Source organism: Caulobacter mirabilis (assembly GCF_002749615.1).
Lineage (GTDB): Bacteria > Pseudomonadota > Alphaproteobacteria > Caulobacterales > Caulobacteraceae > Caulobacter > Caulobacter mirabilis.
In genome coordinates this window covers 4,424,536-4,443,520 of the sequence record NZ_CP024201.1, presented here as the reverse complement: position 1 = coordinate 4,443,520, position 18,985 = coordinate 4,424,536, and the positions used below count along the sequence as shown (strand labels likewise).

Annotated in this window: 15 protein-coding genes, 1 pseudogene and 1 riboswitch; of the genes and pseudogenes, 8 read left to right on the top strand and 8 right to left on the bottom strand. The window is 70.6% G+C overall.

Annotation, left to right across the window (positions count from 1 at the left end; genetic code table 11):
- Positions 1-56: 56 nt before the first annotated feature.
- Genes CSW64_RS21035 through CSW64_RS21025 form a run of 3 tightly spaced genes read right to left on the bottom strand, consistent with a single transcriptional unit; the run spans position 57 to position 3,020 of the window.
- Positions 57-638: a DUF1287 domain-containing protein gene (locus tag CSW64_RS21035; RefSeq protein ID WP_099623939.1), complete on the bottom strand. Its 582-nt coding sequence runs from the start codon at positions 636-638 to the stop codon at positions 57-59.
- 30 nt (positions 639-668) lie between these two features.
- Positions 669-1,040 carry a hypothetical protein gene (locus tag CSW64_RS21030; RefSeq protein ID WP_099623938.1) on the bottom strand — a complete coding sequence of 124 codons (372 nt, stop codon included), beginning with the start codon at positions 1,038-1,040 and terminating at the stop codon, positions 669-671.
- Positions 1,041-1,046: 6 nt separating this feature from the next.
- Positions 1,047-3,020 (bottom strand): potassium transporter Kup, encoded by a 1,974-nt coding sequence (locus tag CSW64_RS21025; protein WP_099623937.1) that lies wholly within the window; start codon positions 3,018-3,020, stop codon positions 1,047-1,049.
- 167 nt (positions 3,021-3,187) lie between these two features.
- Between CSW64_RS21025 and CSW64_RS21020 the strand changes: the two are divergent.
- Both CSW64_RS21020 and CSW64_RS21015 read left to right on the top strand, forming a co-directional pair.
- A pseudogene (locus tag CSW64_RS21020) lies at positions 3,188-3,618 on the top strand (Rrf2 family transcriptional regulator).
- A 54-nt stretch (positions 3,619-3,672) separates the two neighbouring features.
- The gene (locus CSW64_RS21015) at positions 3,673-4,473 is read left to right on the top strand and encodes an SDR family NAD(P)-dependent oxidoreductase (RefSeq protein ID WP_099623936.1); all 801 of its coding nucleotides are present in this window, start codon (positions 3,673-3,675) and stop codon (positions 4,471-4,473) included.
- Positions 4,474-4,483: 10 nt separating this feature from the next.
- On the opposite strand, the gene CSW64_RS21010 is transcribed toward CSW64_RS21015, so the two are convergent.
- Complete coding sequence (locus tag CSW64_RS21010) at positions 4,484-5,179, bottom strand: MarC family protein (protein WP_099623935.1); 696 nt, start codon at positions 5,177-5,179, stop codon at positions 4,484-4,486.
- A gap of 70 nt (positions 5,180-5,249) precedes the next feature.
- On the opposite strand from CSW64_RS21010, the gene pyrF reads away from it, so the two are divergent.
- Positions 5,250-5,945, top strand: coding sequence for an orotidine-5'-phosphate decarboxylase (gene pyrF / locus CSW64_RS21005; protein ID WP_099623934.1), 696 nt, complete (start codon positions 5,250-5,252; stop codon positions 5,943-5,945).
- On the opposite strand, the gene CSW64_RS21000 is transcribed toward pyrF, so the two are convergent.
- Together CSW64_RS21000 and CSW64_RS20995 are read right to left on the bottom strand one after the other, a co-directional pair.
- Positions 5,942-6,478, bottom strand: a complete 537-nt coding sequence (locus CSW64_RS21000) for a hypothetical protein (RefSeq protein WP_099623933.1) — start codon at positions 6,476-6,478, stop codon at positions 5,942-5,944. The genes pyrF and CSW64_RS21000 overlap by 4 nt on opposite strands.
- Before the next feature lie 88 nt (positions 6,479-6,566).
- Positions 6,567-6,779, bottom strand: coding sequence for a DUF1674 domain-containing protein (locus tag CSW64_RS20995; RefSeq protein ID WP_099623932.1), 213 nt, complete (start codon positions 6,777-6,779; stop codon positions 6,567-6,569).
- Positions 6,780-6,861: 82 nt separating this feature from the next.
- On the opposite strand from CSW64_RS20995, the gene CSW64_RS20990 reads away from it, so the two are divergent.
- The 5 genes from CSW64_RS20990 to CSW64_RS20970 all read left to right on the top strand — a co-directional run bounded on the left by CSW64_RS20990 (position 6,862) and on the right by CSW64_RS20970 (position 13,389).
- Positions 6,862-8,142, top strand: a complete 1,281-nt coding sequence (locus CSW64_RS20990) for an RsmB/NOP family class I SAM-dependent RNA methyltransferase (RefSeq protein ID WP_099623931.1) — start codon at positions 6,862-6,864, stop codon at positions 8,140-8,142.
- A gap of 138 nt (positions 8,143-8,280) precedes the next feature.
- Positions 8,281-8,940, top strand: coding sequence for a ribulose-phosphate 3-epimerase (gene rpe, locus CSW64_RS20985; RefSeq protein WP_099623930.1), 660 nt, complete (start codon positions 8,281-8,283; stop codon positions 8,938-8,940).
- Positions 8,941-8,950: 10 nt separating this feature from the next.
- Complete coding sequence (locus tag CSW64_RS20980; protein WP_099623929.1) at positions 8,951-10,660, top strand: heparinase II/III family protein; 1,710 nt, start codon at positions 8,951-8,953, stop codon at positions 10,658-10,660.
- 236 nt (positions 10,661-10,896) lie between these two features.
- Positions 10,897-10,976, top strand: a riboswitch (ZMP/ZTP riboswitch).
- Positions 10,977-10,998: 22 nt separating this feature from the next.
- Complete coding sequence (purH, locus tag CSW64_RS20975; RefSeq protein ID WP_099623928.1) at positions 10,999-12,582, top strand: bifunctional phosphoribosylaminoimidazolecarboxamide formyltransferase/IMP cyclohydrolase; 1,584 nt, start codon at positions 10,999-11,001, stop codon at positions 12,580-12,582.
- 42 nt (positions 12,583-12,624) lie between these two features.
- Entirely contained in the window at positions 12,625-13,389 is a 765-nt protein-coding gene (locus CSW64_RS20970) for a dienelactone hydrolase family protein (protein ID WP_099623927.1), read from the top strand.
- On the opposite strand, the gene CSW64_RS20965 is transcribed toward CSW64_RS20970, so the two are convergent.
- Both CSW64_RS20965 and CSW64_RS20960 read right to left on the bottom strand, forming a co-directional pair.
- Positions 13,386-13,928, bottom strand: coding sequence for an HdeD family acid-resistance protein (locus CSW64_RS20965; RefSeq protein WP_099623926.1), 543 nt, complete (start codon positions 13,926-13,928; stop codon positions 13,386-13,388). The genes CSW64_RS20970 and CSW64_RS20965 overlap by 4 nt on opposite strands.
- A 57-nt stretch (positions 13,929-13,985) precedes the next feature.
- On the bottom strand, positions 13,986-18,839 hold the full coding sequence (locus tag CSW64_RS20960) for an NAD-glutamate dehydrogenase (RefSeq protein WP_099623925.1): 4,854 nt from the start codon (positions 18,837-18,839) through the stop codon (positions 13,986-13,988).
- Positions 18,840-18,985: the final 146 nt, after the last annotated feature.

The window sequence follows — 18,985 nt, the reverse complement described above, 5'->3', positions numbered from 1 at the left end:
GGGGGTGGATAAGTCGCGCGCGTTCAACGGCCTTCCGGGCCCGGGGTCAACCCCGTTCAGGCCGGTTGGGGCGCGAAACGGAAGCGGGCGATGTTTCTCGCGGACGGCAGGGGCTCAAGTCGGGCCCCCCCGCCGATGTTGTGGATCACCCGCGGCGAGGCGCTCGCGGGCCCGTCCTGGGCGACGATGACGATGTGCGGCAGGTTTCCGGCCAGGCGCTGGGTGACGAGATCCCCGGCCTTCCAGGCGCCCTCCAGCGGCACGGCCGCGCCCTTGCGTCGCAGGAAGGTCTCCAGGTTCGGCACGCGGCGATGGTCGATGTTGCGGTCCGGCCGCGTCAGGCCCCAGGTCCTGGGATAGGCGGCGAAGCTGCGCGCCATGTCCTCGTGAACCAGTCTCTGCAGGTCGAGGCCGAAGGCGGTGCGGTAGGCGCGGATGATCACGTCGGTGCAGACGCCGCGCTCGATCGGAACGTCGCCGCCGGGATAGGCCAGCCGAACGTAGGTCGGGTCGTACAGGACCGTGCGTCCGACCTGGGCCCTGGCGGCGGCGACCAGGCGAGCGGGCCAGGGCGTCTCGGCCCAGGCCGGCAGGGCGAGGGCGGGGGCGGCGGCGAGCAGGGCGCGGCGGGCGATCATGCCGCTATCGAGAGGCGGCGTTTGTGGCGCTTATCGGGCCGGGCCGAGGCCGCCCTCGGCGTCGAGGATGGCCAGGGCCTTGTGGACCCGGCCGATGTGCAGCAGCGCGAACAGCGGGGCCAGGGTGACCCGGACCAGCAGGCCGATGACGGCGTTCTCGAGATCCAGGCCGGCGCCGCGGCTTTCCAGCTTCAGCCAGATCCCGATCGCGAAGGCCAGGATCGGCAGGGTCAGCAGCGCCGCGGCGCGGGGCGCCCGGACCGTGGCGGTCATGCCCTTCCACAGCACCGGGACCTTGGCGTCGCCAGGAATGCGCTTCCAGGCGGCCAGGGTGAACGACGCCATCAGCGCCAGGGCGAGAATCCAGAAGACGTCGCCCGCGAGCGAAAGAGCGTGAACCATGCGGGACTATACCGTGACCTGGGCGCCGAGCTCCACCACCCGTCCGGGCGGGATCTTGAAGAAGTCGGTCGGGTTGGCCGCGTTGCGCATCAGGAAGATGAACAGCTTGTCCTGCCACAGGGGCATGCCGCTGTGCGCCGAGGCGATCACCGAGCGCCGGCCCAGGAAGAAGCTGGTCGCCATGATGTCGAACTTCAGCCCCTGCTTGCGGCACAGGGCCAGGGCCTTGGGCACGTTGGGGCTTTCCATGAAGCCGTAGGTCAGGATCAGCTTCTTGAAGTCCTCGTTGACGGGCTCGATCTTCACCCGCTCGCGCTCGGGCACTCGCGGCGTCTCGGCGGTGCGCACCGTGGCGATGATGTTCTTCTCGTGCAGGACCTTGTTGTGCTTGAGGTTGTGCATGAGCGCGACCGGGGTCATCTCCGGGTCGCTGGTCAGGAAGATGGCCGTGCCGGGCGCCCGATGCGGGGCGCGGGCCTTCAGGATGTCGATCAGGTCGGCCAGCGGCACCGAATCGCGCCGGGTCTTGTCGGTGAGGATCTGGGCGCCCTTGGTCCAGGTCCACATGATCAGCACCAGCACCGCGCCGAACACCAGCGGCATCCAGGCGCCGTCGGGGATCTTCAGCAGGTTCGAGGAAATGAAGGTCAGGTCGATGGCGACCAGCGGGATCAGCAGCGCCAGCGTCGCCGGCCAGGTCCACTTCCAGGCCGCCTTGACGATGACGAAGGCCAGCAGGGTGTCGACGAACATCGAGCCGGTGACGGCGATGCCGTAGGCCGAGGCCAGCTTGCTGGAGGTCTGGAAGCTGAACAGCAGCACCAGCACGCCGATCATCAGCATGGTGTTGACCTGGGGCACGAAGATCTGGCCGGCCTGGGTCTCGCTGGTGCGGCGGATGTCGATGCGCGGCAGCAGGCCCAGCTGCACCGCCTGCTGGGTGACCGAGAAGGCGCCGGTGATCACCGCCTGGCTGGCGATGACGGTGGCGCAGGCGCCCAGCACCAGGACCGGCCAGTAGACCACCTGCGGGACCATCTGCCAGAACGGGTTTGTCGCCGTCTCGGGGTGCGCCAGGATCATGGCGCCCTGGCCCAGGTAGTTCAGCGCCAGACAGGGGAAGACCACGAACGCCCAGGAGGCGCGGATCGGGCCTTTGCCGAAGTGGCCCATGTCGGCGTAGAGCGCCTCGGCCCCGGTCACCGCCAGGAAGACGCTGCCCAGGATGACGAAGCCCAGGAAGCCGTTCTCGAACAGGAAGCGGATGCCGTAGTAGGGGTTCAGCGCCCAGAACACCGAGCGGCCGGTGCTGTGCCCGAGGTCCTGGAACATGTGGTAGAGGCCCAGTCCGCCCAGGACCAGGAACCAGACCAGGGTGATCGGGCCGAACAGCGACGCCACCCGGTGGGTGCCGCGCGACTGTACGGCGAACAGGGCGATCAGGATGCCGGCGGAGATCGGCAGGATCAGCGGCTCGACCCGGTGGCCCAGGCCCGGCGCGTCCTTCAGGCCCTCCATGGCCGAGAGCACCGAGATCGCGGGGGTGATGATGCCGTCGCCGTAGAACAGCGCCGCGCCGATCACGCCGAGGAAGAAGACCGTCGCGGAGCGCTTGCCGGTCTGTTTGGTCAGCGTCCGGCGGGCCAGGGCCATCAGGGCCAGGGTGCCGCCTTCGCCCTTGTTGTCGGCCCGCATCAGCAGGACGACGTACTTGACCGTGACGATCAGCATCAGGGCCCAGATCACCAGCGACACGACGCCCAGCACCGAAAGCTCGGTGGCCACGTCGCTGCGCGTGTGATGGAGCGCCTCGCGCATAGCGTAGAGCGGGCTCGTGCCGATGTCGCCGAAGACGACCCCGATCGAGCCGAGCGCCAGCGCCAGGAAGCCCTGGGGCTTGCTGGAGTCGCCGTGCGGATTGTGCGGGGTGTGCGGCGCCGCCTTATCGGTCTTGGGTGCGCCAGGGGCCTCGGAAGCCATCAAGTCTCTCCGGGACCGCCACGGGAAAACCCCGCGGGCAGGCGCCCCAAGCGAATGCGGTGCGCGCCATAGACCCAAACCGCGGCGCGTTCAATGCGGTCGTTGCGGAACCGCAGCGTCGAATTTAATGGCGCCGGAGCCAAGGTGTTCCTACCTATTCCTTCGCCATGTCCGACAGTCAAAAATTTCCGGTCGCGGCGCACGCCCTCGCTTACCTGGCTCACAAGTCGGCCACGGAGGCCGAGCGGGCTGTGTCCAGCGCTGAACTCGCCGCCTCGATGCCGACCAATCCGGTCGTCGTGCGGCGCGTGACGGCCATGCTCGCCAAGGCCGGCCTGATCGACACCCGCGCCGGCGCGGGCGGCGGCGCCTGGCTCAAGCACCCCCCGAGAGCATCAAGCTCGACAGAGTGCTCAAGGCCGTGGGCGGCTGCACCCACCTGGGCGTCGCCCCGCCGGGCGCCAAGGGTTGCCCCGTGGGGGAGCGGATCCCCGAGGCGGTGAGCGCCGCCATCACCGCCGCCGACACCGCCGCCTCTGAGCGGTTGGCCCGGATCACCGTCGCCGATCTGCTCGAACGACCCTTGCGCGAGCTGTAGCGGCCGCGCCAATCTCCGGCCCTGTTTCGCCCTGGACTGGAAAGGCCAGCCTGCATGGTCCGCCGTCTCGCGCTGGTGACCGGCGCCTCCGCCGGCATCGGCGCCGCCTTCGCCCGCATCTACGCCAGCCACGGCTATGACGTCGCCTTGACGGCGCGTCGCGCCGAGCGGCTGGAGGCGTTGGCCGGGGAGATCCGGCTGCGGTTCGGGGTCGAGGCGCTGGTGATCCCGGCCGACCTGGCCGATCCCGACGCGCCGCGCGTGGTCATGGAGGACCTGGCCGCCCACGGACGGGTCGTCGACGCCCTGGTCAACAACGCCGGCTATGGCCTGCCGGGGAGCTATGCCGACTCCGAATGGGCGGCCCAGCGCGAGATGCTGCAGGTCATGCTGGTCGCGCCGTCGGAGCTGGCCCATCGCGTGTCGCCCGGCATGATCCAACGCCGCTTCGGCCGGATCGTGAACGTCGCCTCGCTGGCCGGCCTGGCCCCCGGCTCGGCCGGACATACCCAGTACGCGGCGGTGAAAAGCTATCTGGTGAAGCTGTCCCAGAGCCTGCATCTGGAAAACCTGTCGACCGGCGTGCACGTCACCGCCCTCTGCCCCGGCTTCACCTACTCCGAGTTCCATGACGTCAACGGCACGCGGACCCAGATCAGCCAGTCGACGCCCGACTGGCTGTGGCTGGGCGCCGACGAGGTCGCGGCGGCCGGCTACGAGGCGGCGGAGGCCAATCGGCCGGTCTGTGTCACCGGCGTGCCGAACAAGGCGATCGCGGCCCTCGCCAAGGTGCTGCCCGACGACTGGGGCCTGGCCCTGATGGCCAGCCAGGGCGCGCGCTTCCGCAAGGTCTAGGCGAACGGCTCTACTTCTTCTGGGCGTAGGGCGCCGAGACGTCCTTGAGGATCACGTTGCGGGTGGTGTCGGCGATGCCGACGATCACGAACTGCACCGCCATGGCGCACAGGATCAGACCCAGCACCCGAACGATGATGGTCAGGCCGATGCGGCCCAGCAGCTTGCTGATCGCCGGGGTCAGCCAGAAGCAGAGCATGGTCACCAGCGAGACGGCGGCGATCGCGCCGACGCCCGTGGCCAGGCCCTGCAGACCGAACTTCTTGGCCTCGCTGGAATAGATGACCACCGTCGAGATCGCGCCAGGGCCGATGAGCAGCGGCATGGCGAAGGGCACCACCAGCCGTTCGAACCGGCGGCGGGCGTAGGCGCGCGGCCCCTCCGAGTCGGCCCCCTCTGCGGCGTCGGCGAACATGGCGGTGAAGTCGTCCCGCGCCATCTCCAGACCCATCAGGAACAGGATCACCCCGCCGGCGATCCGGAAGGCCGGCAGCGAGATGCCGAAGAACTCCAGCAGCGCCAGGCCGCTGAAGAAGAAGAAGGTCATGAAGCCGAAGGCGAACAGCGAGATGTAGACCGCCACCCAGCGACGTCCCGCCGCCAGGGCGCCGGCGGTCGCGGCGGCGAACACCGGCACGTTCCCGATCGGGTCGAGCAGCGCGAACATCGCGACGAAGAAGTTGACGCCGTATTCCGTAAGGCTCATGGAACGCCCTTAGCCCAAATCAAACCGCCCGCGCCGATCGGCGCGCGCTCGTTCGCGAGAGAGATTTCTCATGTCCGCCGATCCGCGCCTGATCATCCCCCTCGACCTCCCCAGCCGAGCCGAAGCGGAGGCCATGGTCGAGGCGTTGGGCGACAGCGTCAACTTCTACAAGATCGGGCTGCAGATGTTGGCCGTCGGCGGCATGGACATGGCCCGTGACCTGAAGGCTCGCGGCCGCCAGGTGTTCCTGGACTGGAAGCTGCACGACATCGGCGCGACGGTGGAGAAGGCGACCGCCGCCATCGTCGGAACCGGGTCTTGCGACCTGCTCACCGTCCACGCCCAGCCCCAGGTGCTGAAAGCGGCGGTGAAGGGCCGGGGCGGCGAGACCTCGGCGCGGATTCTCGGCGTCACCGTGCTGACCAGCCTGAGCGGCCAGGACCTGGCCGAGATCGGCTACGGCATGGGCGTGGAGCAGCTGGTCGAGCGCCGCATCCGCCAGGTGATCGACGCCGGCGCGGACGGGGTGGTGGCCAGCCCGCACGAGGCGGCCCTGGCGCGCAAGATCGGCGGCCCGGACTTCCTGGTGGTCACGCCGGGCGTGCGTCCGGCCTGGGCCGGCGCCGACGATCAGGCCCGGGCGGCGACGCCGGCCGAGGCCCTGAGGAACGGGGCCAGCCACCTGGTCTGCGGCCGGCCGATCACCGCCGCCGCCGATCCGCGGGCGGCGGCGCTGCGCATCGTCGAGGAGATGGCCGGGACCTAGCGGCAGCAACCGCCGCCGCTGCGGCTGATGCTGACGCTCGAGCGGGCGTTGGCGTAGGCATAGGCGGACGCCGAGGCCGAGGCGCTCGAGTTCACGATGATCACGCCCCGGCCGCCGTAGCGATAGTAACCCCCGCCGCCCCAGGACGGTCCGACGCCGCCGGTCAGGCCGCTGTAGAAGAAGCCGTCGGACAGGGCGACCTCGCCGCCGCGGTAGCCGTAGCCGTGGCCGTAGTCGCGACCGCAACGCCAGTCGCAGGGCGGCGGCGCGTAGTCGGCCCGGTCGTCGTCGTAGCCGTAGTCGGAATGCCAGGCGTCGCCGTCCCGGTAGGTCTCGCGCCAGCCGCGACCGTCGTTCTCATAGGCGCGGGCCTCGTACGAGCCGCGCTCGTAGCCGCGTTCGTAGCCATAGCCGTCGTAGCGGTAACCGCCGTAGTCATACCCGTGATCGTAGGGCTGGGCCGTCGCGGCTCCGGCGAACAGCAAGGCGCCCAGAAGGGGCAGGGCCAGTCGCGGGAGGTTCTTCGCCGCCATGGGTCCACTCCGTAATCTTCGACCGGGCGGACGTTAACGAATGGCCCGGCCGCACGCGACCGCTTGCGCCTTCGACGCGAGCGGCGCCTTAGAAATCCACCGCCCGGCCCTTCAGTTCCCAGTCGCCGAAGCGGGTGGGCTCGGGGCCGTTGCGGCCGCCTTCCTCTGGCGGAAGGGCGGCCTGAGCCTCGGCGGCGCGGCGGGCGGCCGCCTCCTCCAGGGCGCGGCGGGCGGCCGGGGTCAGGCGCTTGTCCGGGTTTCCACCCGGCGGCAGGCCGTTGCTGTCGTCGTCGCTACTCATGGCCGTAGTTTAGCAGTCTTGCGAAGGGGGCGCGACCGGATCGCCCCTTGCGCCGGGCGACAGGACAGGGCACGGGGCGCGCGTGACAGAGATCGAACAGGCCGGCCTGCCCGCCCGGGAAGCCGCCGTGACCTACCTCGAGGCCGCCCTGGCCCGCCGCGCGGGACTGGACGAGGCCTTCTCCGCTCCCGCCTCGCAGCGGCTGGACCCGCGCGAGCGCGCCTTCGCCCGCGCCCTGACCATGGCGACGCTGCGCCGGCTGGGGACGATCGATCGCGCCCTGGGCGGCAAGCTCAACCGCGAGCCGCCGGAGCGAGTGCGCAGCCTGCTGCGCATCGGCATGGCCCAGCTGTTCTGGCTGGACGTGCCCGACCACGCCGCCGTCTCGACGATCGTCGCCCTGACGGACCGGTCGAAGGCGACGCGGCCGTTCAAGGGCCTGGTCAACGCCGTCCTGCGCGGGCTTCTGCGCGATGGACCGCCCGCCGACGATCCCGAGACCCTGGCGCCGCCCTGGCTGCTGGCCCGCTGGCAGGCCGCCTATGGCGCCGAAACAGCCCGGGCCGTCGCCGCCGTGATCGCCCAGGAGCCCGCGACCGATCTGTCGGTCAAGGCCGCCGATGACGCCGACGCCGTGGCCGTCCTGGTCGAGGGCCAGGTCCTGCCCGGCGGCTCGGTCCGCACCGCGCGGCGCGGCGATGTCGCCGAATGGCCCGCCTTCGAGGAGGGGCGCTGGTGGGTCCAGGACGCCGGCGCGGCCCTCCCGGCCCGCCTGCTGGATATCAAGCCGGGCGAGATCGCGCTCGATCTCTGCGCTGCCCCGGGCGGCAAGACGCTGCAGCTGGCCGCCGCCGGCGCCGCGACGGTCGCCGTCGATCGCTCGGCCGAGCGGCTGAAGCGGGTGCGCGAGAACCTGGCCCGCATCGGGCTTGAGGCCGAGACGGTCGCCGCCGACGGCATCCTGTGGGACGACACGCGCAAGTTCGATGCAGTGCTGCTGGATGCGCCCTGCTCGGCCACCGGCACCTTCCGCCGCCACCCCGACGTGCTGTGGGCCGCTTCGCCGGCCGACATCCCCAAGCTGGCCGCGGTGCAGCGCCGCCTGCTCGACAGCGCCGCCGACCGGGTGAAGCCCAAGGGCCGCCTGGTCTACTGCGTCTGTTCGCTGGAGCCGGAGGAGGGCGAAGCCCAGATCCGCGCCTTCCTGCAACGCCGGCCCGACTTCGACCTGGTCCCGATCGAGGCCGGCGAAGGCGGCGCGCCGGAGGCCAGCACCGCGGACGGTTGGCTGCGGCTGCTGCCGCAGCATGTCGACGGCGGCGTCGACGGCTTCTTCGCGGCGCGCATGGTCAGACGCTTCTGATCAGGGTGGGGGGCAATTGGTTCCTAGGCTTGGCCACCTCCCTTTTCAGCCGGGATGACCGGTGTTGGGTGCGAACCCTAAGCGGTTCTGATCGGTCGCATCCTTGTCCCGCCGGGCGCACGCGTTTAGAGCGAGGACATGTCCACGCCGATCATCGCCCCGTCCATCCTCGCCTCAGACTTCGCCAAGCTCGGGGAGGAGTGCCGCGCCATCGAGGCCGCCGGCGCCGACTGGGTCCATATCGACGTGATGGACGGCCACTTCGTGCCGAACATCACCATCGGTCCGGACGTGGTGAAGGCCCTGCGGCCGCACGTGAAGATCCCGTTCGACGTCCACCTGATGATCGCGCCGGTCGATCCGTACCTGGAAGCCTTCATCTCGGCGGGCGCCGACATCGTCACCATCCATCCGGAAGCCGGTCCGCATCTGCACCGCTCGCTGAAGCGCATCCGCGAGCTGGGCGCCAAGGCCGGGGTGGTGTTCAACCCGTCGGCGCCGGTCGAGTACGTCGAGTGGATCCTGGAGGACGTCGACCAGCTGCTGGTCATGACGGTGAACCCGGGCTTTGGCGGCCAGAGCTTCATCTCCAGCCAGCTCCGCAAGATCGAGCGCCTGCGCAAGATGATCGACGCCGCCGGCCTGGACATCCAGCTGGAAGTCGACGGCGGGGTCACCCCGGTCACGGCGCCGCAGTGCGTCGCCGCCGGGGCCACGGCCCTGGTCGCCGGCTCCGCCGTCTTCAAGGGCGGACCCGAAGCCTACGCCGCCAACATCCGCGCCCTGAAGGGGGGCTGACGGAATCACGGTGGAGGGGGCGCGTCTGTCATCGTCATCCTCGATCATCCTTGCCCTCCAGGCGGCGGGCGAGGGCGCTCGGCGTCTGGCGGAACGTGAATGGTTCGGCACGCCGGTCCACGCCCTGATCATCGCCCGCCCCCGGCCGGAGGGTCTGGCCGCCAACCCGCGCGACCTGCGCCCCGTCGAGCCTGAGCGCGGTCGCAAGATCCTGGCCGGAACGCTCGAACTGGCCGGCGGCCAGCTGGCCGTCGGGCCGCAAGGCGACCCGTTCGACCGGGCCAGCCCCAACCGCCGCTTCGCGATCGCCCTGCACCGCATGGACTGGATGGCCGACCTGCTGTCGGCCGGCGACGCGGGCGCCCGGCGCGGCATCCGCCTGGTCGCCGACTGGAAGCGGGTGTTCGGACGCTGGAACGGCTTCTCCTGGAGCCCGAACGTCGTCGAGCGGCGCGTGTTCAACCTGGCCTGCGCTGCGCGGCGGCTGACCACCGGCGCCTCGGACGCGGAGCGGACCGAGTTCCTCAACGACCTGGCGCGGCAGGCCCGGCATCTGGCCCGTATCCGCCAATCGCCCGAGCGATCGTTGGAGCGGGCCGTGGCCGCGGGCGTGGCCGGCTGCGCCCTGGGCGGTGACGCGGGCGAGCGGCTGATCGACTTCGCGCTGAACCGGCTGGCCCGGGAACTGCCGTCGACGGTCTCGGCGGACGGGGTGCACGCCTCGCGCTCGCCGGAGGCCGGGCTGGAGCTGCTGCTCGACCTGCTGACGCTCGACGACGCCTTGCACCAGCGCGGCCGCGCGGGACCGGAGGCCCTGCCGCGCGCCATCGACCGCCTGAGCGCGGCGGTGCGGTTCTTCACCTTGCCCGACGGTCGTCTGGCGGATTTCCAGGGCGGCGACGCTTCCAGCGCCAAGCGGATCGCCGCGGCGCTCGCGCATGAAGACAGCGAGGCCCGCGCCCGCCGCCGGGCGCCGCATTCGGGCTACGAGCGCCTCGAGTCCCAGGCGCTGACCATCATGGCGGACGCCGCGGCGCCGGCCAGGGGGCGGTGGAGCGCGACGGCCTGCGCCCAGCCGGCGGCGCTGGCGATCAGCTGCGGCGTCGATCGGATCATCGTCGGGTGCGGTTGGAGCCTGGACTCCGGCGCGTCGCACGCCCTGCGGCTGACCGACGCCGCCTCGACCGCCAACCTCGCCGACATGTCGACCGGCGTGCCGCTGCGCGGCTTCGCGGCGGCGACACTGGGCGAGCGGCTGATCGGCGGCCCGTTGGCGGTCGAGAGCCGGCGACAGGAGACCGAGGCCGCCGCCTGGCTGGAGATGAGCCACGAGGGCTGGGTCAAGCGCTTCGGCCTGGTTCACGAACGCAAACTGTATCTGGACAAGGCGACCGAGGAACTGCGGGGCGAGGACGGGTTCCTCCCGAAGGTGCAGAAGGAACTGGAAGGCCCCCGCCGCTACACGCCGTTCACGGTGCGCTTCCACGTCCATCCCGACGCCCAGGCCTCGCTGGCGCGCGACAAGAAGAGCGTCCTGCTGAAGGGCGCGCACGAACAGGGCTGGTGGCTGCGCAACGACGCCGTCGAGGTCTCGATCGAGCCGTCGCTGCATGTCGAGAACGGCGTCCAGCGCCGCACGGTGCAGGTCGTCCTCCGCGGCCAGGCCAGCGCCGACAAGGGCGGCAAGGTCCGCTGGAAGCTCTCGCGGGCCGAGGGGTGACAACGGTTTTCCTCTCCCTTGGGAGAGGGGGACCGCCCGAAGGGCGGTGGAGAGGGCCCTCGGTGGTTGATCGTGGCGCGGCAAATACTTTTGACCCCCTCCACCCTGCTTCGCAGGGTCCCCCTCCCCCAGAGGGGAGGAGAGCCGGGGCCGGCTGATACGCACCTTCTAGCCTATCCCCGTCCGAAGCGGCTCGAACCGCGCATTGACTCCCTGGCCCCCGCCCCTATTTTCCGCGCCGTTCGCGTGACTGGCGCATAAGGTGGCCACCACCGGGGAGCGCGGACCTCATACGCCGCGCGCCTGGGCTCCTTTCTCACCCCCTGGAGACCCGAGCCATGCCTGCCGCCCCCGACTATCCCGCCGCTTCCGACCGCGCGCCGATCAAGCGCGCCCTGCTGTCGGTGTCCGACAAGACCGGCCTGGTCGAGGCGGCCAAGGTGCTGGCGGATCTGGGCGTCGAACTGGTCTCGACCGGCGGCACCAAGGCGGCGATCGCGGCGGCCGGCCTGCCGGTGAAGGACGTTAGCGACCTGACCGGCTTCCCCGAGATGATGGACGGCCGGGTGAAGACCCTGCACCCGATCGTGCACGGCGGCCTGCTGGGCGTCCGCGACGCGGCCGACCACGCCAAGGCCATGACCGACCACGGCATCGGCGGCATCGACCTGCTGTACGTAAACCTCTACCCGTTCGAGGCCACCGTCGCGAAGGGCGGCGACTGGGCCGAATGCGTCGAGAACATCGACATCGGCGGCCCGGCGATGATCCGCTCGGCGGCCAAGAACCACGGCTACGTCGCCGTCTGCACCGATCCGGCCGACATGGCCGAGGTGATCGAGGCCCTGAAGACGGACGGCGCCACCTCGCTCGACCTGCGCAAGCGTCTGGCCGCGCGCGCCTATGCCCGCACCGCCGCCTATGACGCGGCGATCTCGACCTGGTTCGCCCAGCAGCAGGAGCAGACCTATCCGCAGCGCAAGGCGATCGCCGGCACGCTGATCCAGACCATGCGCTACGGCGAGAACCCGCACCAGTCGGCGGCCTTCTACGCCCAGGGTCCGGCCCGTCCGGGCGTGGCCAACGCCAGGCAGCTCCAGGGCAAGGAGCTCAGCTACAACAACATCGCCGACACCGACGCCGCCTTCGAGCTGGTCGCCGAGTTCGACGCCCCGGCCTGCGTCATCGTCAAGCACGCCAACCCCTGCGGCGTGGCCACGGGGGACGACCTGCTGTCGGCCTACAAGCGCGCGCTGGAGTGTGATCCGGTCTCGGCCTTCGGCGGCATCGTGGCGGTCAACCGTAAGCTCGACCGGGCGGCGGCCGAGGCTATCGTCGAGGTGTTCACCGAGGTGGTCATCGCCCCGGACGCCGATGATGACGCGGTCGCCGTGTTCGCCGCCAAGAAGAACCTGCGGCTGCTGGTCACCGGCGCTCTGCCGGACGCCCATTCGGCCGGCGAGGTGTTCCGCTCGGTCGCCGGCGGCTTCCTGGTCCAGAGTCGCGACACCACCCTGATCAAGCCCGCCGATCTGAAGATCGTCACCAAGCGCCAGCCGACGCAGGACGAGATCCGCGACATGCTGTTCGCCTTCACCATCGGCAAGCACGTCAAGTCGAACGCCATCGTCTTCGCCCGCGCCGGCCAGACCCTGGGCATCGGGGCCGGCCAGATGAACCGCAAGGACAGCGCCCGCATCGCGGCCATCCGCGCCGCGGACTTCGGCCTGGACCTGAAGGGCAGCGCCTGCGCGTCGGAAGCCTTCTTCCCGTTCGCCGACGGCCTGATCCAGGCCGCCGAGGCCGGCGCGACGGCGGTGATCCAGCCGGGCGGCTCGATCCGCGATGAGGAGGTCATCGCCGCCGCCGACGAACGCGGCCTGGCCATGGCCTTCACCGGCATCCGGGTGTTCCGTCACTAAGGCGCTTGACGATGTGAGCGTTTACTTACATCGTCCCGCCTCATGAAACCCGCCTCGACCGTCGCCGGACACGCCGACCGCATCGCCTCCGGCTTCACCGTGATGAAGCCGGACGGCCCGGGCCCCTTCCCCGTGGTCCTGCAGATGCACGGCTGCGCCGGCGCCCAGCCGTTCCAGAGGCACTACGCCGTCGAGGCGGTGAAGGCCGGGGCGGCGGTGGTCATTGTCGACAGCCTGAAGCCGCGCGGCCTATCGCGGCTGGACGGCAGCCTGTTCGTCTGCACGGGTACGATGCTGCGCGGCGCCCAGCGGGCCGCCGATCTCTATGCGGTCATCCATTGGCTGAAGGGCCAGGGCTGGGCCGACAGCCGCCGGATCGTGGCGGCGGGCTGGAGCCATGGAGGCTGGACCATCATGGACGCCCTGGCCCAGGGCGACGGCGCGGCGCGGATGACTGGTCTCGCGGACGCGGGTCCCGACCTGCTGCGCGGTCTGCGCGGGACCTTCCTCGTCTATCCCTACGCCGCCTATCCCTCGCTGACGACCAACCGCGGCTGGAACGGCGCCCGGCCCAGGGTCTTCGCGGTGCTGGGCGGGCGGGATGCTGTGGTGGGGGTGAAGCATCCGCAACGGTCGCTGGATCGGCTCAAGCGCGATGGCCTGGCGGTCGACGTCCTCACGTTCCCGGAGGCGACCCACGCCTTCGACGATGACGACGCCAACGATCCGCGCACCCAATATCGGGCGGACCTCTCGAGCCAGGCCCGCGCCTATTATGTGAACGCCCTGAAGGCCTCGTTCGCCTAACGCCCGGCGGTGAAACCGGCGAGGATCAGGGCGACGCCGTAGACGATCAGGTCGACCGCGACCAGCACGCCCAGCATCACCGCCGCGCTGACCGGCCAGCTGAACAGGATCAGCAGGCCCAGCAGCAGCGTGACCAGCCCGCCCAGCGCCACCCACCACCAACTCTTCAGCGCTTTGCGGACGCTGTAGGCCAGGCCGACGGCGAAGACGCCGCGAACGATGAAGGCGGCGGCCAGGAAGAGGGTGATGGTCGCCAGGCCCGAGGCCGGCCAGAAGGCCAACAACAGGCCCAGGGCGACGGCCGCGACAGCCCAGAGGATGGCCCATCCTCGTCCCGGCAAGCCTTTGTCCCGAATCACCGCGACCAGGCCCGCCGCGCCCGCGGCGGCGATCAGGACGCCCAGGGTGATGGTGGCGGCCAGGCCGGTGATCATCGGCGCGGCCAGGGCGAGGAAGCCCAGAATCACCAGCAACGCGCCGAACAGCACGCTGATGACGGTGAAGCCGCGTCCCCCGCGGCCCAACTCTGCGTCGGTCATAACGGACGGTCCTCCGGAAGGTCGATCCTTCCGGAGGATGTCACAGGCGTTGGAGGTTTAACCTCCGGTGTTCACCCCAGCGGCGTTGGCCAGCTCGCGCAGGGCGGCGTTGGCGATGGTCAGCTTGGCGAAGGTCCAGCCGCCGCCGGCCTGCTCGATCTCCTCGATCGTGCGCTTCACCGCCCGGCCGGGGCCGGAGTGCAGCTGCGCCCAGGAGGCGACGGTCGAGCGCGCCGTGTCGGCGTCCTCGGCGGCGTCGGGCGAGGCGGCGAAGACCATCACCGCCCGGGCGACCTGGGCCTGCTCGGCGAGCATGTCCTCGATCAGCCGACGGACGGCCATCCGCTCGAAGTGGTCGCCGCCGCGCTTCTCGCCCGCGGCCGCCCGCAAGCGGTCGAAGCTGAAAGCGGCGCCGACCTGGTGGTAGATCCGCGCCGCGGCGGCCACCGGCCAACTGGTGGCGCTGGCCAGGTCGACCAGCTCGGCGGCGGTGGTCAGCGGCTGCAGGGCGGCGATCTCATGCGCCAGGCCCTCCGGCGCGCCGTCCTTGGCGAAGGCGGTCGCCCGGCGGGAGACGGTCTTCTGCTCGAAGCTGGACAGCAGGCCCGGCGTCAGGACGCGCAGCTCGTTCACCCCGGCGCCGTAGCGCTCGGTCAGGGCGTCGACGCCGCCATCGCCCGCCCGGCGCGCCAGCCAGTAGGTCATGCTGCGCAGGGTGTGGGCCAGGGCGCGGAACAGGGCCAGTTGGCCCTCGGCCGGCGCCTTGCCGTCCAGCGCCGCCACGGCGTTCCAGCTGTCGTCGAAGCGCAGGATGCGCCGCGCCGCCTCGAAGCCGGTGATCAGCGCCTGGGTTCCAGCGCCCGCCGCCGCGCGCAGGCGCGAGGGGAAGGTCGGACCGCAGATGTTGATCAGCTCGTTGCAGATCACGGTGGCGATGATCTCGCGACGCAGGCGATGCCGCTGCATCTCGTCGTCGTACTGGCCCAGCGCCTTGGGGAAGTAGCCTTCCAGCACGGTCTCGAAGGCCGCGTCGTCCGGCGCCTTGGTGGCGACGATCTCGTCGAACAGGTCGAGCTTGCCGTAGGCCAGCAGCACCGCCAGCTCCGGCCGGACCAGGCCGGCGTGCGAGGCGGCCAGCTCGGCGATCTGGGCGGCGTCCGGCAGGCCCTCGACACGGCGGTCGAGGCGGCCGGAGGTCTCCAGCTCGGTCATGAACCGGGCGTGGTTGTCCAGCTCCGCCGGGGCGTCCTGCTCCAGCAGCGACAGCGCCAGGGTCTGGTCGTAGTTGTGGGCCAGGACGTGCTCGGCGACGTCGTCGGTCATCGAGGCCAGCAGCTTGTTGCGGCTCTCGCGGGTCTTGATCTTGCCGACGCGCTCCAACATGCCGGTCAGGATCTTGATGTTGACCTCGTGGTCGGAGCTGTCGACGCCCGCCGAGTTGTCGATGGCGTCGGTGTTGATCCGGCCGCCTCCGCGCGCGAACTCGATGCGACCCGCCTGGGTCAGGCCCAGGTTGGCGCCTTCGCCGACCACCTTCACCCGCAGCTCCGAGCCGTTGACGCGGATGGCGTCGTTGGCCTTGTCGCCGGCGTCGGCGTTGGTCTCGCCGCGCGCCTTCACATAGGTGCCGATGCCGCCCAGATAGAGCAGTTCGGCCTTGGCCTTGAGGATCGCGGTCTTCAGCTCGGCCGGCGAGACGGCGTCGGCCTTGATGTCGAGCAGCGCCTTGATCTCCGGCGTCAGCGGGATCGACTTCAGCGTCAGGGGGAAGACGCCGCCGCCCTTGGAGATCTTGCTCTTGTCGTAGTCTTCCCAGGACGAGCGCGGCAGTTCGAACATCCGCTGGCGCTCTTCCCACGACGAGGCCGAATCCGGGTTCGGGTCGATGAAGATGTGGCGGTGGTCGAAGGCGGCCAGCAGGCGGATATGCTTGCTGAGCAGCATGCCGTTGCCGAACACGTCGCCCGACATGTCGCCCACGCCCACGACGGTGAAGTCGGTGGTCTGGATGTCCTTGCCGGCCTCGCGGAAGTGGCGCTTCACCGCTTCCCAGGCGCCGCGGGCGGTGATGCCCATGACCTTGTGATCGTAGCCGGCCGAGCCGCCCGAGGCGAAGGCGTCGCCGAGCCAGAAGCCGTAGTCCTCGGACAGGCCGTTGGCGATGTCGGAGAAGGTCGCGGTGCCCTTGTCGGCGGCCACGACCAGATAGGGGTCGTCGCCTTCGTGGGCGATCACGAACTTCGGGCGCACGACGTTGTTGTCGGCGTCGATGTTGTCGGTGATGTCGAGCAGGCCCGACAGGAAGGTGCGGTAGGCGCGGATGCCTTCCGCGCGAACCGCGTCCGGCGCGCCGCCGCGGGGCAGCTGCTTGGGATAGAAGCCGCCCTTGGAGCCGACCGGCACGATGACCGCGTTCTTGACCTGCTGCGCCTTGACCAGGCCCAGCACCTCGGTGCGGAAGTCGTCGCGGCGGTCGGACCAGCGCAGGCCGCCGCGGGCCACCGGGCCGAAGCGCAGGTGCACGCCCTCGATGTGCGGCGCGGAGACGAAGATCTCGCGGTAGGGCTTGGGCGCGGGCAGGTCGTCCAGCTCGCGGCTGGCGACCTTGAACGAGATGTAGGGCTTGGGCTGGCCGTCCTCGGCCGGCTGGAAGAAGTTGGTGCGCTTCACGGCGCCGACCAGCAGGGCCAGGCGGCGCAGGACGCGGTCGTGGTCGAGGCTGTCCACCGCCTGCAGCGCCTGGACGATCTCCTCCATCACCGCGGCGGCCTGGGTCTCGCGCGCCTTCAGGTCAACGGCGATGGCCGGGTCGAACTTGATGCGGAACAGGTCGAGGATCAGACGGGCGACGCCCGGATGATCGCGGAGGGCCTGCTCCTGCACGGCCTGGCTGGGGTCGAGGCCAGACTGCTGGCGGTAGCGGGCCAGGGCCCGGATCAGCGCGGCCTCGCGCCAGGATACGCCCAGCTCAAGCACCAGACGGTTGAAGCCGTCGCTCTCCGTGCGGCCGGTCCAGACCGCGGTGAAGGCGGCCTCGAAGGCGTCCTTCACATCGGCGAAGACCAGATGTTCGCCGGCCTGGTCCTCGAGCAGGAACTCGTGGACCCAGACCACTTCGCGCTGGCCGTCGGCGCTGACCGGCTCCAGGTCGAAGGCGTCCTCGATCAGGGCCTTCAGGCCCATGTGCTCGAGGATCGGCATGACCTCGGCCAACGGGGCGGCCTCGCCCTTGCGGTAGATCTTGAAGCGGAAGCGGATCGAGCTGTCGCCGACCTGGCGGAAGGCGCGGGTGCGGAAGTCGTCCGCGCCCATGGCGTCGATCTCGGCCAGGTCGCAGAGGGCTTCGTCGCCGGTGTAGAAATCCATGTAGCCGCCGCTGAAGGCGCCGGCCCAGCGGGCCAGGGTCGCCGGGGCGCCCGCGGCCGGCGGCGCGGCGCGGACCGCGGTTTCGAAGCGGTCGGCCCAGGTGCGGGAGGCCTCTGCGATCTCGGATTCGACCGCGGCCAGGTCCGGTTCCGGGTGCTGGCCCGGCTCGACGCCGAGGATGAAGTGGACCCGCGCGAGCGGGGCGTCGGAGAAGCTGGGGTAGTAGGCCGACACCCGGCCCTTGAAGGCCTCGGCCAGGATCTTGCCGGCCCGTTCGCGGACGCCCGAGTCGTAACGGTCGCGCGGCACGAACATCAGGATCGAGACAAAGCGGTCGAACGGGTCGCGACGGGCGAAGACGCGCACGCGCGGCCGGTCGAACAGGTGCAGCACGCCGAGCGCCAGGTCGAGCAGCTGGTCTTCCGGCGTCTGGAACAGCTCGTCCCGGGGCCAGGTCTCCAGGATGTTGCGCAGGCGCTTGTCGCTGTGGGCCCCGGGGGTCACGCCCGATCGGGCCAGGACGCCGGCGACCTTGCTGCGGATCAGCGGCACGTCGCGGGCCGGCTCGTCATAGGCCTCGGCGGTGAACAGGCCGACGAAGCGAACCTCGCCGGAGGGCTTGCCGTCGGCGCCGTAACGCTTGACGCCGATGTAGTCCATGTAGGCGCGGCGATGGACGCGCGAGCGCAGGTTGGACTTGGCCACGATGAGCGGCTCGCCCTTCTCCAGGTGCGTGCGCAGCTCCTTGGACAGGATCGCCGGCTCGCTGGCGCGGCGCAGGACGCGGCGCTCCTGGTCCCGCAGGACGCCCAGGCTGCCTTCCGGCTGGTAGAGCGGCTCCTCCGCCGCGTAGCCGCCGTCGGCGGTGCGCGGGTACTCGTAGACGCGGGCGCCGAGGAACACGAAATGGTCCTGGGCCAGCCAGCGCAGGAACGCGATCTCCTCCGCCCGCTCCTCGCCGGTCACCGGGGCCGGCGCCGAGCCGAGCTCATCGATCGTGCGGGCCATCAGCGCCTGCATGCCGTCGAAGTCGTCGACCGCCATGGCCACCTCGGCCAGCACCGCGCCGATGGCGGTGGTTAGGGCCTCAGCGCGATCTTCGCCGAGCGCGTCCAGATGGACCTGGATCAACGAGGTGCGTTTGCCGTCGGTCTCGACAAGCGGGTGGAACATCGCGCGGACGGGATAACCGGCCTCGGCGATCTCGCCCATGATGGAGTCGACCAGGAAAGGGCGGTCGTTCTGAGCGATCTCGAGCAGGTCGCGGCCGTGATCGGCGCCGTCCTCGCCGACCCAGCGACGGATGCGGACGGCCGGAGCGTCGCCCTTGCGGCTTTCGCCGAAGCGCCACAGTTCGGCGAAGGCGGCGGCCAGGTCGGCGACCGGCGCGTCGGGCAGTTCTTCCGCGGAAAGGTCCCCGGCGACCTGGGAAATGAAGGCGGCTTCACCGGCTCCGGCCTTGGGTCCCAGCGCCTTGGCGAGAGCCTCGGCGAAGGTGGCGTTGCGCTGGCCGCTGTCGGCCGGGTGAAGGCTTGCGCCTTTCATGGCATTTCCTCGTGAAAGTTTCCCGCGAGCCTAGCCCGCTTGGGCTGGGGATCAACCGTGAGCCGCCTGGAAAGGCAAGAACTTTCCGTTATGTGAGCCATGCCCCGGGGCTCTGGGCCCAGAAACGGAATGCGCCGCCGGAGGGG

What these genes read in the sequence shown, in the direction of transcription:
- rpe (WP_099623930.1), top strand. Translation starts at nt 8,281, where the DNA reads ATGTCCACGCCGATCATCGCCCCGTCCATCCTCGCCTCAGACTTCGCC.
- pyrF (WP_099623934.1), top strand. Translation starts at nt 5,250, where the DNA reads ATGTCCGCCGATCCGCGCCTGATCATCCCCCTCGACCTCCCCAGCCGA.
- CSW64_RS21015 (WP_099623936.1), top strand. Translation starts at nt 3,673, where the DNA reads ATGGTCCGCCGTCTCGCGCTGGTGACCGGCGCCTCCGCCGGCATCGGC.
- CSW64_RS20965 (WP_099623926.1), bottom strand. Translation starts at nt 13,928, where the DNA reads ATGACCGACGCAGAGTTGGGCCGCGGGGGACGCGGCTTCACCGTCATC.
- CSW64_RS20970 (WP_099623927.1), top strand. Translation starts at nt 12,625, where the DNA reads ATGAAACCCGCCTCGACCGTCGCCGGACACGCCGACCGCATCGCCTCC.
- CSW64_RS21035 (WP_099623939.1), bottom strand. Translation starts at nt 638, where the DNA reads ATGATCGCCCGCCGCGCCCTGCTCGCCGCCGCCCCCGCCCTCGCCCTG.
- CSW64_RS21030 (WP_099623938.1), bottom strand. Translation starts at nt 1,040, where the DNA reads ATGGTTCACGCTCTTTCGCTCGCGGGCGACGTCTTCTGGATTCTCGCC.
- CSW64_RS21025 (WP_099623937.1), bottom strand. Translation starts at nt 3,020, where the DNA reads ATGGCTTCCGAGGCCCCTGGCGCACCCAAGACCGATAAGGCGGCGCCG.
- purH (WP_099623928.1), top strand. Translation starts at nt 10,999, where the DNA reads ATGCCTGCCGCCCCCGACTATCCCGCCGCTTCCGACCGCGCGCCGATC.
- CSW64_RS21000 (WP_099623933.1), bottom strand. Translation starts at nt 6,478, where the DNA reads ATGGCGGCGAAGAACCTCCCGCGACTGGCCCTGCCCCTTCTGGGCGCC.
- CSW64_RS21010 (WP_099623935.1), bottom strand. Translation starts at nt 5,179, where the DNA reads ATGAGCCTTACGGAATACGGCGTCAACTTCTTCGTCGCGATGTTCGCG.
- CSW64_RS20995 (WP_099623932.1), bottom strand. Translation starts at nt 6,779, where the DNA reads ATGAGTAGCGACGACGACAGCAACGGCCTGCCGCCGGGTGGAAACCCG.
- CSW64_RS20960 (WP_099623925.1), bottom strand. Translation starts at nt 18,839, where the DNA reads ATGAAAGGCGCAAGCCTTCACCCGGCCGACAGCGGCCAGCGCAACGCC.